The organism is Tahibacter amnicola (genome assembly GCF_025398735.1).
Classification (GTDB): domain Bacteria; phylum Pseudomonadota; class Gammaproteobacteria; order Xanthomonadales; family Rhodanobacteraceae; genus Tahibacter; species Tahibacter amnicola.
This window is the reverse complement of sequence record NZ_CP104694.1, coordinates 5,856,393-5,871,311: the sequence shown is the minus strand read 5'-3', so window position 1 is coordinate 5,871,311 and position 14,919 is coordinate 5,856,393. Positions and strand designations below refer to the sequence as shown.

General features: G+C 66.8%; 11 protein-coding genes and 2 riboswitches. Of the genes, 5 read left to right on the top strand and 6 right to left on the bottom strand.

The annotated features are described in order from the left end of the window. Positions 1-40: 40 nt before the first annotated feature. Both N4264_RS23170 and N4264_RS23165 read right to left on the bottom strand, forming a co-directional pair. On the bottom strand, positions 41-1,642 hold the full coding sequence (locus N4264_RS23170; protein ID WP_261694580.1) for a peptide chain release factor 3: 1,602 nt from the start codon (positions 1,640-1,642) through the stop codon (positions 41-43). Positions 1,643-1,856: 214 nt separating this feature from the next. Further along, positions 1,857-2,792 (bottom strand): M23 family metallopeptidase, encoded by a 936-nt coding sequence (locus N4264_RS23165; protein ID WP_261694579.1) that lies wholly within the window; start codon positions 2,790-2,792, stop codon positions 1,857-1,859. 233 nt (positions 2,793-3,025) lie between these two features. Next, positions 3,026-3,139: riboswitch (SAM riboswitch) on the top strand. A gap of 86 nt (positions 3,140-3,225) precedes the next feature. Here N4264_RS23165 and metX point away from each other — a divergent pair. The 3 genes from metX to metL are packed head-to-tail and all read left to right on the top strand — an operon-like array spanning position 3,226 to position 7,920. Then, positions 3,226-4,254 (top strand): homoserine O-succinyltransferase MetX, encoded by a 1,029-nt coding sequence (gene metX, locus N4264_RS23160; protein ID WP_261694578.1) that lies wholly within the window; start codon positions 3,226-3,228, stop codon positions 4,252-4,254. Positions 4,255-4,270: 16 nt separating this feature from the next. Further along, the gene (metB, locus tag N4264_RS23155; RefSeq protein ID WP_261694577.1) at positions 4,271-5,458 is read left to right on the top strand and encodes a cystathionine gamma-synthase; all 1,188 of its coding nucleotides are present in this window, start codon (positions 4,271-4,273) and stop codon (positions 5,456-5,458) included. Continuing rightward, on the top strand, positions 5,455-7,920 hold the full coding sequence (gene metL, locus N4264_RS23150; RefSeq protein WP_261694576.1) for a bifunctional aspartate kinase/homoserine dehydrogenase II: 2,466 nt from the start codon (positions 5,455-5,457) through the stop codon (positions 7,918-7,920). The genes metB and metL overlap by 4 nt, the downstream gene beginning before the upstream one ends. 87 nt (positions 7,921-8,007) lie before the next feature. Here the strand turns inward: metL and N4264_RS23145 are convergent, their stop codons facing one another. Next, complete coding sequence (locus N4264_RS23145) at positions 8,008-9,390, bottom strand: L-serine ammonia-lyase (protein WP_261694575.1); 1,383 nt, start codon at positions 9,388-9,390, stop codon at positions 8,008-8,010. 64 nt (positions 9,391-9,454) lie between these two features. Here N4264_RS23145 and N4264_RS23140 point away from each other — a divergent pair, with 64 nt between their 5' ends. After that, positions 9,455-9,682, top strand: coding sequence for a glutaredoxin family protein (locus N4264_RS23140; protein WP_261694574.1), 228 nt, complete (start codon positions 9,455-9,457; stop codon positions 9,680-9,682). 41 nt (positions 9,683-9,723) lie between these two features. Here the strand turns inward: N4264_RS23140 and metE are convergent, their stop codons facing one another. Further along, positions 9,724-12,015: a 5-methyltetrahydropteroyltriglutamate--homocysteine S-methyltransferase gene (gene metE / locus N4264_RS23135; RefSeq protein WP_261694573.1), complete on the bottom strand. Its 2,292-nt coding sequence runs from the start codon at positions 12,013-12,015 to the stop codon at positions 9,724-9,726. A gap of 181 nt (positions 12,016-12,196) precedes the next feature. Next, a riboswitch (cobalamin riboswitch) is annotated at positions 12,197-12,407 on the bottom strand. A gap of 46 nt (positions 12,408-12,453) precedes the next feature. Further along, positions 12,454-13,899 carry a pectate lyase family protein gene (locus tag N4264_RS23130; protein ID WP_261694572.1) on the bottom strand — a complete coding sequence of 482 codons (1,446 nt, stop codon included), beginning with the start codon at positions 13,897-13,899 and terminating at the stop codon, positions 12,454-12,456. Positions 13,900-14,101: 202 nt separating this feature from the next. Between N4264_RS23130 and thpR the strand changes: the two genes are divergently transcribed. Beyond that, positions 14,102-14,656 carry an RNA 2',3'-cyclic phosphodiesterase gene (thpR, locus tag N4264_RS23125; protein WP_261694571.1) on the top strand — a complete coding sequence of 185 codons (555 nt, stop codon included), beginning with the start codon at positions 14,102-14,104 and terminating at the stop codon, positions 14,654-14,656. Positions 14,657-14,682: 26 nt separating this feature from the next. On the opposite strand, the gene N4264_RS23120 is transcribed toward thpR, so the two are convergent. Next, positions 14,683-14,892 carry a hypothetical protein gene (locus N4264_RS23120; RefSeq protein WP_261694570.1) on the bottom strand — a complete coding sequence of 70 codons (210 nt, stop codon included), beginning with the start codon at positions 14,890-14,892 and terminating at the stop codon, positions 14,683-14,685. Between the last annotated feature and the right edge of the window lie 27 nt (positions 14,893-14,919).

The following is a 14,919-nucleotide window of genomic DNA, read 5'->3' as shown; positions in this document are numbered from 1 at the left end:
AACAGCGCGGCTGTTGCCGCCGCGCTGTGTGACCTGCCGGTCAGACTTCGATGGCGCTGGCGTGTTCGCGCGTGGCGGCGAAACGGATATCCGGCCAGCGTTCCTCGGTGAGCTGGAGATTCACGCGGCTGGGCGCGAGATACACCAGTTCGCCCGCCGCATCGATCGCCAGGTTCATGGCGGCCTTGTCGCGGAATTCTTCCAGCTTCTTCGCATCCTTCGCATGTACCCAGCGCGCGGTGCTGACGGTGATCTGCTCGAAGGTGCAGTCCACGCCGTATTCGTCCTTCAGGCGGTAGGCCACGACATCGAACTGCAGCACACCCACCGCGCCTAGGATCAGGTCGTTGGACATGATCGGCCGGAAGAATTGCGTTGCGCCTTCCTCTGACAGCTGTGCCAGGCCCTTCTGCAGCTGCTTCATCTTCAGCGGATCGCGCAGGCGCGCGCGGCGGAACAGTTCCGGTGCGAAATTGGGAATGCCCGTAAAGCTCAGCGCCTCGCCTTCGCTGAAGGTGTCGCCGATGGAGATCGTGCCGTGGTTATGGATGCCGATCACATCGCCGGGATAGGCCTCGCTGACGATTTCGCGGTCTGACGCCATGAACGTGAGCGCGTTGGCCAGTTTCATTTCCTTGCCGCTGCGGACATGGAATGCCTTCATGCCGGCTTCGAAGCGGCCCGAACACACGCGCATGAAGGCGACGCGGTCGCGATGCATCGGGTCCATGTTCGCCTGGATCTTGAATACGAAGCCGGTCATTTTCGGTTCGACTGCGTCGACTTCGCGCGTGAGCGTGCTGCGCGGCTTGGGCGCCGGCGCGTGCTCGACGAAGAAGTCGAGCAGCGGCTGCACGCCGAAGTTGTTGACTGCTGAGCCGAAGAATACCGGTGCCTGGCGACCGGCGAGGTATTCGTCCTTGTCGAACGGGTGCGATGCACCTTCCACCAGCTCCAGTTCGTCGCGCAGTTCGCGCAGCATGTCCGATCCGATACGCGCCTGCAGCTCCGGGTCGTCCAGCGAGGCGAAGATGGTGGAATCCTGGCGCGTGAAGTTGCGCCCTTGCTCGTACAGGTGCACCTCGCCGCTGATCAGGTGGTACACGCCTTTCAGGCGCGAGCCCATGCCGATCGGCCAGGTGATGGGCGCGCACTGGATCTTGAGCACCGATTCGACCTCGTCGAGCAGCTCGATCGGTGAACGGCCCTCGCGGTCGAGCTTGTTGATGAAGCTCATGATCGGCGTGTCGCGCAGCCGGCACACGTCCATCAGCTTGATCGTGCGCTCTTCCACGCCCTTGGCGCAGTCGATCACCATCAGCGCCGAGTCGACGGCCGTGAGCACGCGGTAGGTGTCTTCGGAGAAGTCCGCGTGGCCCGGCGTGTCGAGCAGGTTGACGATGTGCCCCTCGTAGGGGAACTGCATCACCGACGAGGTGACCGAGATGCCGCGCTCCTTTTCCAGCGCCATCCAGTCGGATGTCGCGTGCTTGGCGGCCTTGCGCGACTTGACGCTGCCGGCCATCTGGATGGCGCCGCCGAACAGCAGCAGCTTTTCGGTCAGGGTCGTCTTGCCCGCGTCGGGGTGGGAAATGATGGCGAAAGTGCGGCGCCGCCGGGTTTGGCTCAGGTGCTCGGACATGTTCGGTCTGGGTAAGGGTGCCGGTGACGGCACGGACTACGGCGGAATACCGCGGCGGCCTTGGCCGTGCGGTGGCGCAGCGACGGGCCGGGGGCGCCGCCCTGCGCCGGTTTGGCCGGCCGGGCAGGCCGGTCCGCCGCCTGACGGGAACGACGGGCGGCGGACCGGACGCGATTATAGCGGCTAGACCGGTGTTCCTTGGAAAATCCCGGGTTTACCGGGGTTGGTCACTGATCGTGGCCGTCCCGTCCGTCGGGATCTCGATCGGCCCGTTCGGGCCGGTCAACCGGAAGGGGATCGACACCAGCCGCATGCCGCGATTGACCTGAACCGCGAAATGCAGGTGCGGGCCGGTGGAAAAGCCGGTATTGCCCGACTCCCCCAGCTTCTGGCCCGGGTAGACGTGGCGTCCCGCCTGGACCTGGACGCTTTCGGGCTTGAGATGGGCGTAGACCGCCATCGAGCCGTCCCGATGAACCACCCGCACCACATTGGCGCGCGTGGCAAACTTCTCGCGGTCCAGGCCGACGCCGTAGTAGTCGTCCTGGACCTCCATCACCACCCCGTCGCGGGCGGCCAGCACGGGCGTTCCCTCGGCGCTGCCGATGTCGATCGCATAGCGTGATTGCTCGTCCGTATGACTGAACGAACCGTTGAAGCCCTGGCCGATGGATGCGCTCGCGTCGCCCAGGGGCCAGCGGTACTCGACGTCCTCCGGGCTGGCCTTGGGGTCGCCGGGAACCGCGCGCATGGACAGCGCGAAACCGGCCGGCTGATAGAGGTCTTCCTGCTTGAGGGCGACCAGGACCCGCTCTTCCATCGGCCCCATCACCACCGTCAGCGGCAGGGTCGGATTGGCCGATACGTTGCGGATGTCCCCCACGCTCAGCTCCACCTCGGTGGGGCCCGCCAGGCGGTTGAACGCCCGCGCGCGCCGTTCGTCCGCATGGCCCTCGACCCGCAGCTCCACCATGCGCTGTTGCTCGATCTTGACCACGGTCTCCTCGACCTTGGCGTCGGTGGCGGGCTTCTGGTCGGTGAAATGGGTGACGCCGTTGGCGTCGGTGTACTTGTATATCTTTTTTGCCTGCGTGCCGGTCGTGCCGAACAGGCACAGGGCCAGGATCAGGGGGCGGATAAGCGTGGCCATACGGAAGGGTCCGGAAGTGCGCGCCTAGGATAGCGGGATGTCCGCGGCCTGGACAGCCGGCCCATCGGGCGGCTCATTCGCGGGATTTTGGCGGATCCATTCGCCGCAGGCGCCTGATTGCCCAACCAAAATCCGCCAGGATGTGGCAATCCGTTATATGTGCCAGGTTTGGCCGTTTAGACGTCTAAACGTCTATTGACGATAACCATATGCGCCGATACAGTGCGCTCCACGATCCATCGAGACCGGCTGAGGGACAGGCCCTTGGAAGCCGGGGCAACCGACGGCAATGCCGCACGGTGCCAACTCCTACGGAGACGCGCGAGCGTCATGCCGACAGATGGGTGGCAGCAGCACGACGGTTTCGCCGTCGTGTCTGCAGCGACCGTCGACGGTTCTTCGCAGGAGACTCACCCACTGCCGGAGAACCACCATGAGCCTCAGCATCCTTCCCGCGCTTGCCTACGCCGACGACGCATTCGTCGCGTTCGACAGCCAACCGGCCATTGCGCGGCCGCAGCGGATGGAGCGTGCCGAGACGGTGATCCGCCTTTCGCCCCGCTACGGCAACGGCCCGGTCGATGTCGCCGTGCGCTACCTGTGGATTGGCGCCGAAGGCGCGCCGACGGTCATCGTGCAGGGCGGGATCTCCGCGAGCCGCGACGTGTGCACGCATGCCGAGGGCAACGGCTACTGGGACGACCTCGTCGGCGCAGCCCGTCCGGTCGACCTGACACGCTGGCGCGTGCTCTCGATCGAATGGCTGGCCCAGTCGGATCTTGGCCCCGCCAGCGCTGTGTCCAGCGAGGACCAGGCCGACGCGCTGGCCGCGCTGCTCGATACCCTGCAGGTCGCCAAAGTCCACGCCTTCATCGGGGCATCCTATGGCGCGATGGTGGGCCTGGCCTTCGCCAGCCGCCACCCGGCGCGCGCCGGCAAGCTGGTGGCCATCAGTGGCGCGCACCGCGCGCACCCGCTGGCCACGGCATTGCGTGCCATCCAGCGTGAGATCGTGCGCAACGGACTGGCCGCCGGCACTGTCGACGCGGCCCTGGGGCTGGCGCGCCAGCTGGCGATGACCACCTACCGTGGCGCCGAGGAGTTCGCCGAACGCTTCGACGCCGAGCCCGAATTCCGCGACGGTCGATTCCATTTTCCGGTCGAGGACTACCTCTGCGCCGCTGGCCGCAAATTCGTCGCGCGGTTCGATGCGCAGCGCTACCTCTCGCTGAGTGAATCGATCGATCTGCATCGCATTGATCCGGCCACGGTGAAGGTGCCCACCGACGTGGTCGCTGTCTCCAGCGACCGCCTCGTACCCGCGCAGGACCTGCGCGACCTGGCTGCCGCCATCGCCGCGCCGTCGGCGTATCGGGAAATCGATTCGCGCTATGGCCACGACGCCTTCCTCAAGGAACCCGAGCGTATCGGCACGCTCGTCGCCCGCGCCCTGTGTTGCTGATTACCAAGGACCTGCCATGACCGAGTTCTCCGCCACCACCCGCGCTGTCCGCGCCGGCATCGAATCCGACACCCAGCACGGCGCGGTCGTCCCGGCCCTGCACCTGTCGACCAACTACACCTTCGAAGGCTTCGGCAAGAAGCGCCCCTACGACTATTCGCGCAGCGGCAATCCCACACGCGACCTGCTCGGTGGTGCGCTGGCGGAACTGGAACACGGTGCCGGCGCGGTGATCACCGCCAGCGGCATGGCCGCCGTGGCGCTCGTGCTGGAACTGGTACCGGCCGGTGGCCTCGTCATCGCGGCGCACGACTGCTATGGCGGCACCTGGCGCCTGCTCGATGCATGGCAGAAGAAGGGGCGTTTCCGCGTCCGCTTCGTCAACCTGACCGATCCGCTGGCGCTGGCCGAAGCCCTGACCTGGAAGCCGGACGTCTTCTGGGTGGAAACCCCGTCCAATCCGCTGCTGCGCATCACCGACGTGCGCCACGTCTCGGCCGCTGCCCATACCGTCGGCGCGCTCGTGGTCGTGGACAACACCTTCCTGTCACCGGCGCTGCAGCAGCCGCTCACCCTGGGCGCCGATATCGTCGTGCACTCCACGACCAAGTACATCAATGGCCACAGCGATGTGGTCGGTGGCGCGGTGGTGGCCAAGGATGCCGCGGTTGCGCAGCAGCTGACCTGGTGGGCCAACTGCACCGGCGTCACCGGTGCGCCCTTCGACAGCTTCCTCACCCTGCGCGGCCTGCGCACGCTGGGTCCGCGCCTGCGCGCGCACCAGGAGAACGCCCTGCACGTGGCGCATCTGCTGAACGGGCACGATGCGGTTGAAAAAGTATACTACCCGGGATTGGCAGATCACCCCGGGCACGCACTCGCGGCGCGCCAGCAGTCGGGCTTCGGCGCCATGCTCAGCTTCGAACTCAATGCCGATACCGCGGGCATCGCCGCTTTCCTCGACGGTCTGAACTGCTTCTCGCTGGCCGAATCCCTCGGTGGTGTTGAAAGCCTGGTGGCGCATCCGGCGTCGATGACGCATGCGGCCATGGCGCCCGAGGCCCGTCGCGCCGCGGGCATCGCGGACAACCTCCTGCGCCTGTCGATCGGTATCGAAGATTCGGCCGACCTGGTGGCGGATCTGTCCGCCGGCCTGCAGCGCGCGCTCGACGTGGAGAAAACCGCGCGGAGAGCCTCGGCATGAACGCAGTGGTGGTCGACGCGCGGGGTGCTGCGGCGCCGTGGCTGGACGAAATTGCGCGTCAGGGGGAATTGCGGTGGCGGGTGCACAAGTTCGGCGGCAGCTGCCTGGAAGACCTGGAAGGCTTCCGGCGCGTGCTGGACATTCTCCAATCAGAAGCGCCGGTCCGGTGCTTTGTGGTCGTCTCGGCTGTCCGCGGGGTGACCGATGCGCTGCTCGGCCTGTTCGAACGGGCCCGGGCCGGTGAGCCCGATCGCGCCGGCGTCGAGCTGCTGATCTCTCAGCACACGGCGCTGGCCCACGCGTTGGCGCCCGACGAGGCGCGGACGCTGGCTGCCGGATTCCAGCGTGACGGCGAAGAACTTGCCTGGCTGCTGGCGCAGGTGCGCACCGCGCCGCGCGGTGGCTACGGACTGGTTGATCGCATCGCGGGCATCGGCGAATACTGGTCGTCGCGCCTGCTGGTCGCGGCTCTGCGCCAGCGCGGCGTCGAGGCGCAGGACGTGGATGCACGCGAGCTGCTGCTCGTGGAAGCCACCCAGCGCGGTGCTGACGCGATTGCCTGGGATGAAAGTGCGCGCCTGGTTGCTGCGGCGTCCGCGCGCTGGCCGGAGGCACTGATCGTTGCGCCGGGCTTTGTCGCGCGCAGTCGTGACGGGGGTGCAGCCACGCTGGGTCGCAATGGCAGCGATTTGTCCGCCGCGGCATTTGCACGCCTGCTTGATGCCGAATCGCTGACGGTTTGGAAGGACGTCGCCGGCGTGCTCAGCGCCGATCCGCGCCTTATCCGCCGCGCCCGAACGGCGCCGGAATTGTCCTATGCGGAAGCAGAGGAACTGGCCGCGGCCGGTGCGCGCGTGCTGCATCCGGACACACTGCGTCCGCTGCGCCGCGCCAACGTGCCGGTGCTGGTGCGGTCCAGCCGCGACGCCCGTCAGCCGGGCAGCCGCATCGTCGGCGTGCCGACGGGATGCGGCGCCGCGCGTGCGGTGACGCTGGAAGAAGACACCGTATCCGTATCCGTGCGCGGCGTTGCCGGTTCGCTGGTGCTCAGCGCGCTCGAACGCGCCGGCGTCCAGCCGCGTGCGCTGGTGCAATGCAATGCGCGACGCAGTCTCGATCTGGTCATCACCGCCGCTGATCGCTCCCGCGCGGAGCCGGCATTTGCGGGCAGCCTGGGGCCGTTCGCCCAGGTTGAGTGGCGCGCCGGCCTGGCGCTGCTGCGCGCCGTGCGAGCCGGATTCGGCGGTGATGCGCGCCGCATGGCGGCCCTGTACACCGCGCTGGCAGACCTGCGCGTGCCGATCCTCGGCAGTTTCCAGGACAGCCACGACCATGGCCTGTCGGTGCTGATTGCCGGTGATCACGCCCATGCCGCGCTCAACGCGGTGCATGCGCGCCTGTGCCACGGCACGGCGAAACTGGCGGTTGCCGTCGTTGGTACCGGTCTCGTCGGCGGAGCCTTGCTACGCCAGTTGCAGCAGCATCCGGCCTGTGGCGATGACCTGCGCCTCGTGGCCGTGGCCAATTCCCGTTCCGTGCTGATCGATGCCGAAGGCATCACGCCGGATACCGCCACGGCGCGCCTGAACTGGGAAGGCAAGCCCCTGGGCGTGGAGGCGGCCGTGGCGGCGCTGCAGGACAGCGACGCCCATGTGAAGATTCTGATCGACGCCACGCCGGCCGAATCTGTCGCGCGACGCCACGCCGAGTGGCTGGCTGCGGGTGTTCATGTGGTCAGCGCCAACAAGATCGCGCAGGGAACCAGCCTCGCGCGTTGGCGCGAGGTGCGCTCCGGTTGCCGCGCGGGCAAGACCCAATACGGCGACGCCGCCACGGTCGGTGCCGGCCTGCCGGTGCTCAAGACCCTGCGCCGCCTGCAAGGTGCCGGCGACGGCCTGCTGGCGCTGGAGGGCGTGTTCTCCGGTTCGCTGTCGTTCCTCTTCAACGCCTACGACGGCAGCCGGCCGTTCTCCGAGTTGCTGGCCGAGGCGCGCGAACGCGGCTACACCGAGCCCGATCCACGGGCTGACCTCTCCGGCGGCGACGTGGCGCGCAAGCTGCTGATCCTCGCCCGCGCGGCCGGCATTGCCATCGAAGAGACCGACGTCGTCGTGCAGGGACTGGTTCCCGCCGAACTCACGGCGTTGCCGGCCGAGGACTTCTTCGCCCGTATCGACGAGGTGGATGCGCAGATCGCGCGCCAGTACGCGGAAGCGGCTGCGCAGGGCAAGGTGTTGCGCTACATCGCCACGCTCGACCGCACCGGCAAAGCCCAGGTTGGCCCGCAGGCCGTGCGTCGCGATCACCCCTGCGCCACGCTGTCGGGCGCGGACAACCTCTTCGTGCTGACCACTGCGCGCTACCACGAGCGTCCGCTGGTAATCAGTGGTCCTGGCGCCGGCGCCGAAGTGACGGCGCAGGCATTGCTGGCTGATGCGCTGGAGATCGCCACGACGGTGTGAATCAGGTGTTCTGCCGTCACCTGGGGATGGCCGCGATACGGCCCTCCCCGGGTGGGCGTCCACTTCTGGCGAAACACGTCGTCCTGATCAGCACTCGATCACGTTGACGGCGAGCCCGCCGCGGCTGGTTTCCTTGTACTTGTCCTGCATGTCCTTGCCGGTGTCGCGCATGGTCTTGATGACCTTGTCGAGCGAAACTCGGTGCTTGCCGTCGCCGCGCAGCGCCATGCGTGAGGCATTGATCGCCTTTACCGCGCCCATGGCGTTGCGCTCGATGCAGGGGATCTGCACCAGCCCCCCGATCGGGTCGCAGGTCAGGCCGAGGTTGTGCTCCATCCCGATTTCGGCGGCGTTCTCCACCTGGTAGATGGTGCCGCCGAGTGCCGCCGTCAGGCCGCCAGCGGCCATTGAGCAGGCGACGCCGACTTCGCCCTGGCAACCCACCTCGGCGCCGGAGATCGACGCGTTTTCCTTGTACAGGATGCCGATGGCGCCGGCGGTGAGCAGGAAGTCGATGATGCCGTCTTCGCTCGCACTCGGGCAAAAGCGGTCAAAGTAGTGCAGCACCGCGGGAATGATGCCCGCCGCGCCGTTGGTCGGCGCGGTGACGACGCGTCCGCCGGCGGCGTTTTCCTCGTTGACCGCCAGCGCATAGAGGTTGACCCAGTCCAGGATCGTCAGCGGATCCTTCAGTGCGGCCTCCGGCCGGGCCAGCAGCTCCGCCTGCATGCTCGGCGCGCGCCGCACGACTTTGAGACCGCCCGGCAGTACGCCCGCTTCGCGCACGCCGCGCGCTACGCAGCTCTGCATGGCGCGCCAGATTGTGAGCAGGCCGCTGCGCACCTCATCGGCGCTGCGCCAGGACAGCTCGTTATCGAGCATCACCCCGGCGATGGTCTTGCCCGATTCCTGGCAACGCTGCAGAAGTTCGTCACCGCTGTGGAACGGGTGCGCCACGGGCGTCGTATCGGGGACGATACGGTCTTCCGCAGCTTCGTCGTGATTGACTACGAAGCCGCCGCCCACCGAGTAGTAGTCGCGCGTCGCGAGTACTTCGTCATTGGCACCGTAGGCGGTAAACCGCATGCCATTGGTGTGGTAGGGCAGCTTCTGGCGCTTGTTGAAAACCAGGTCACCCTTTTCGTCGAACGCGATGTCGTGGCGTCCGAGCAGGCGGATACGCTTTTCGCTACGGATACGGGCCAGCTTGTTGTCGATGATGTCCGGATCGATCTGGTCCGGAAATTCGCCTTCGAACCCGCAGAGCACCGCCTTGTCCGTGCCGTGGCCGCGGCCGGTATGGGCGAGCGAGCCGAACAGTTCGCCGCGGATCCGCACCACGCGGTCGAGCAGCCCGCGTTCGTCGACCCAGCGATTGACAAAGCGCGCCGCCGCCCGCATCGGGCCCACCGTGTGCGAGGAGGACGGCCCGATGCCGATCTTGAAGATGTCGAAAACGCTGACGGCCATGGGCGGGATTCCGGCGGGGAAGGGCCGCGATTATTCTACGACCCGCTCCAGGGGTACACGGTATATGGCCTACATTCTCTATTCGCTTGACGACTGCCATCTGTGCGAGGAAGCCGCGGCCCTGGCTGCGGCGGCCGGTATCGCGTTCGAATCGGTCGATATCGGTGACGATGCCGCACTCGACGAACGCTACGGCGTACGCATTCCCGTATTGCGCGATACCGCATCGGGGCGCGAGCTCGACTGGCCCTTCGACAGCCCGTCCCTGGCCCGCTTTCTGGCCGGCCCTTGAGCAGCGACGGCAGGTGTGGCGCCTGCCGTCGCCGGGGTGCGTCAGGCGGCGGCTTCGACGCCCAGGCGCAGTTCACGTGCCGCGGACACCATTGCCGCCAGGGCCGTGCGGACCTCCGGCCAGTCACGGGTCTTCAGGCCGCAGTCCGGGTTCACCCACAACTGTTCGGCCGGCAGGACATCCAACGCCTTGCGCAGCAGGCCCAGCATCTCCGCCTTGCCGGGCACGCGGGGCGAGTGAATGTCGTAGACGCCGGGGCCGATACCGTTGGGATAGCGGAACCGCACGAAGGCATCGAGCAGTTCCATGCGCGAACGGGAGGTCTCGATCGACACCACGTCGGCATCCATCGCCGCCACCGCGTCGATGATGTCGTTGAACTCCGAATAGCACATGTGCGTGTGGATCTGGGTTTCGTCCGCCACGCCGTTAGCCGTCAGGCGGAAGCACTCCACTGCCCACTGCAGGTAGGCGGCCCAGTCCGTGCGACGCAGCGGCAAGCCTTCGCGCAGAGCGGGCTCGTCGATCTGGATGATGCGGATCCCAGCGGCTTCCAGGTCGAGCACCTCGTCGCGCAGGGCCAGGGCGATTTGCCGACAGGTGTCCGCGCGGGGTTGGTCATCGCGGACAAACGACCAGTTGAGCATGGTCACCGGGCCGGTCAGCATGCCTTTCATCGGCAGTATCGTCAGTGACTGGGCATAGCGCGACCACTGCACCGTCATCGCGGCAGGACGCGTGACATCGCCGTAGATGATCGGCGGTTTGACACAGCGCGATCCGTAGCTCTGCACCCAGCCGAGCCGGGTGAAGGCGTAGCCGTCGAGCTGCTCGCCGAAGTACTCCACCATGTCGTTGCGCTCGAACTCCCCGTGCACCAGCACGTCGATGCCCAACTGCTCCTGCGTCTGCACGGCGGCGGCCGTTTCCTTCTCCAGGTACGCCTGGTAGTCCGCATCGCTCAGCAGGCCCGCGCGGTTGCGGGCGCGTGCCTCTCGCACTGCCCTGGTCTGGGGAAAGGACCCAATCGTGGTGGTCGGAAACAGCGGCAGCCGCAGGGCTTCGCGCTGGCGTTCCGCACGCACGGCGTAGGGACTTTTGCGCGTGCCCTGGTCCGCGGTGAGCGCTTCCAGCCGGCGCCGCAGCCCCGGGCGGGTCACCAGCGGCGACAGCAGGCGCGCCGCGCGTGCCGCACGTGCCGCGGCAAGGGCTGCCAGAGCCCCTGCATCGTTGCGCTGAGCGTCGGCGATGGTGCGCAGCTCCTCGATCTTCTGCCGCGCGAACGACAGCCAGGGACGAATCGCGCCGGGCAGTGCCGTCTCCGGCGCCAGGTCGATTGGTACATGCAGCAGCGAGCACGAGCTGGACAGCCAGATCTGCCGGGACGGCAGCTGCGCATGTGCGCGCTGCGAGGCCAGCAAGGCCTTGTCCAGGTCCGCGCGCCATACGTTCCGGCCATCGGCCAGGCCCAGGCTGAGCGTGCGGTCGGACGGCAGTACCCTGAGCACGTCGTCGAGCTGGTCGGGCCCGCGGACCAGGTCGATGTGCAGGCCGTTGGCCGGCAACCGTGCGGCAAATGCCGCGTTGTCACCCAATGCGCCAAAGTACGTGGTCAGCAACCGCTTCGGTCCGTCTGCCCTGGACAGCACTTCCCACGCGTGCTCGTACGCGTGGCGCGTGTCCTCGTCCAGATCGAGCACCAGGAACGGCTCGTCGATCTGCACCCATTCCGCGCCCGCCTGCTTGAGTGCCGCCAGCAGCTGCACGTAGCAGGGCAGCAGGGCGTCGAGCAGGGCCAGTCGCGCGCTGCCGTCGGTGGTCTTGGCCAGCAGCAGGAAGCTCACGGGGCCCAGCAGCACGGGCCGGGGACGAAGCCCGGCGTCGCGTGCCTGGATGAATTCCCGTACGGGCTTGTCATCGCGCAGGCGGAACGTTTGGCCGCGTCGCAGTTCCGGTACCAGGTAGTGATAGTTGGTGTCGAACCACTTGGTCATTTCCAGCGCGCGCAGATCGTGTCCGTCCTTCTGCAGGCCGCGGGCGAGGGCGAAATAGCCGGTGAGAAAATCCGCATCGAGCACGGCTCGGTGGGAATCGGGCACGGCGTCGAACATGACGGCGTGATCGAGGACATGGTCGTAGAGCGAGAAGTCGTTGACGGGCACGACATCTGCCCCGGCATCCTGGGCCAGGCGCCAGTGACGCAGGCGCAATTCCGACGCAGCCTGCTGCAGGGCCGCGGCGTCGGACTCGCCGCGCCAGAAGCTTTCCAGCGCCCGCTTGAGCTCGCGCTTCAAACCGATGCGGGGAAAACCGAGATAAGTAACCAAAGACATTGCAATTCCTCCAGCGTTTGTGAGTACGCCGAGAGGAACGAAGGCACGACACGCCGCAGCGTCTGCCGGCATGGCCTGACCCTTCGCCCCCGCGGGCGAACCGGAATCGCGGACAAACGCCGAAGACCGGCATGCGCCGGTGTCCGGATGTCTCCCCGCGGAGCTCCAGGTCGTACGAAAGCGGTTGCTTTCGGTCGAGGCAGGTCTTCGGGCTTATGGACGTGGCGGTGTCTTGATCACCGCTTGCCTACTGTTCGCCGCTTCCCGGCAGGGGAGCCAGTGCCATTGGCGAAGGTCGTTTCCAATTACCGCTGCGGGGCAGCTCCGGATTCCAACCGGATTCCCTTTTCATCCGGGGCGTGACTCCCGGAACCATCAACGCCGCGGACGTTAAGACGTATAGACGTCCGAGTCAATCGGCTGCGGCGTACTGCCCGTTTACTGGAAACCGTTGGCGAAGATGGCGTCGACCGGTCCAGTCAGGGAATCGGCCAGTTCATTGATGTATTCCTCGATGGCGGTATAGCCCGACGGGCGGACGAGGGCCGCGTCGTTGACCGAGGGGTTCAGGCCGTGGGCGGTCTCCCAGGCGTTAGGCATGCCGTCGTTATCCGTATCCACCGGCGGCGCCGACGGCGCGGGCAGGCCGGTCATCCATTGGCTGCTGTCCAGGAAGCGATTGCCCCAGCTGCCCGAGCGCGCGGTGTATTCGGTCCGTGCCGCCGTCGCGACCTGATCGCGCGGATACGCACCGGCACGGTCAAACACGGCGCCCGCGGCGGTCGCATTCGCCTGCGTGGCCACCGGGACGTAGCCGGTGTTGCCGCTGTAGTTGAATGGTGCGGGGTTGGCGGCCAGGCCGGCATGGATGCCGCAGCAATAAAACGTGTACTCCTCGCGGAAGTTGACAAGCGTGCTGCCGTTGCTGCCGAAGTTGTCGGCAAACGGGTTGTCGATGCGGCCCACGAAATTGCCGGGGCGATCGAGATAGTTGTCGGCGACGTGATATCCGGAAGGCAGGGAATTCTCTTCCGGATCGAACCACAACGGAGTGGTCGTCGCATTGGGGCCGGTGCGGAAGTGGTTGCCGATGAGGTTGAACTGTCCCGATGCGGGATTGTTGTGTACGAAACCCTCGCGGAAGTTGTACACGAGGTTGTTGATCGACTCGGCCGGGCCATCGGCGATGGCGGGGCTCCGGTTGCGGTTGTGCACGAAGAAATTGTGGTGCACCGAGAAACGGCCGCCGCCCGGGCCGTTGATGATGCCGAAATTGTGCTGGCCGTCGCCCACGTCGATAAGCCCGAAGCCGATCATGGACCACTGCACGGTCACTTCCTGTGCGCCGGTGAAAAAGTCCATCTGTTCGTCGGCGCCGTGGGTGACGTCGACATGATCGATCATCACGCGGCGCGCGGCGGAAAACTGGATGGCGTCGTGCTGGTTCGAGGGGCTCTGGCCGCCCCCGGCCGGCGTGGGTGGGCGTACGCGGACGTGCCGCAGGATGATGTTGCCGGTTGTTTCCGGCCACTCGGTGTAGAGGTGGCCATACAGCGTGATGCCGCGTCCCAGCGCGCTGGCGGTCTGGCCGGCGATGGTGACATCGCCGTGGGGAATCCAGAACGTCGCGTCCGGCAGGCTGCGTCCGTCAATGACGCCCGAGACGGCAAACACGATGATGCGCGGGCCGGGTGTATTGAGTGCAGCCTGCAGGCTGCCAGGTCCACTCGGATTGAGTGTGGTGACCTTGATCACCTGGCCGCCGCGACCACCGGTTGCCACGGCGCCAAAACCTTGCGCGCCGGGAAAGGCCGGCAGCGCCACCGCCGCGCCCGCATGGGCCAGGGCCAATCCCAGGATGAGTGAAAGCGGACGCGCCCGCATGCCGTTAGCTCCCCGACAGGATGGCGGTAGCAATAGCACAGCGCTCGCGGTGGAACTGTGCGGGCTGCACCGTGGAAATGCCACGCCGGTCGCATAACCGAAGAAGCGGCCGGGTGCGCGCCACGTCGCGATGCCACCGGCGTGGACCATTGAGCCTCCGGCAGCGTGATCCTAGGATGCATTGGCCCAACCGGAGCGCATCATGTCCAGGCCATCGTCATCTGCCGCGCGTCGACTGTTTTTTGCGTTGTGGCCGACGCCGCCGGTGCGCGTCGCGCTGGCCGAGGTGGTCGACGACCTGCGTCGTCGTTGCACCGGTGGTGGTCGCTGGGTGAGGCCGGCGCGCTTCCATGTCACGTTGCAATTCCTCGGCGATTTTGCGGCCGATTGCAGCGAGCGCGCCCTGAGCGACGCAGTGGCCGCAGGCGATGCCGTGACCATGATGCCGTTCGCGTTGTCGTTCGATCATGTGGCGCGGTTTTCCAGGCACCGCGCGCCGTGGTGGCTAGGTGTCACGCAGACACCGGAACCGCTCAATCGCTTATGGACCGACCTGGGCGCTGCTCTGCGCCAGCGCGGTCTGCGCGTGGAATGCGGGCCCTATGTGCCGCACCTTACGATCCGGCGCGATCCGCCCGGTGATCCGCCGGCCGTGCCAGTGGCACCCGTGACCTGGCCGGTCGATCATTTCGTTCTCATCGATAGCCAGCTCGCGCAGGACACTGCCTATGTGGAGATCGCGCGTTGGCCGCGCTGACGCGTGCGAGTTGGTGCGACAACTGATCAGCTGCGGGGCAGCGACCAGGAATAGACTTCCTCGGGCCACTTGAACTGCTGGCCATCGTGCTCGTCGACGGCGACGAACACGGCATCGTGGGCATGGAACTCGGCGATGATCGGAACGAGCTCGCCGTTTTTCTCGCGCACGATCGCCACGATGGTTTCGCCGTCGAGCGGCGCGTCGCCGCTGCCCGAAAGAAAAACCTTGCCCATCCGGCGTGTTTTTGTTTGTGGTTGCAT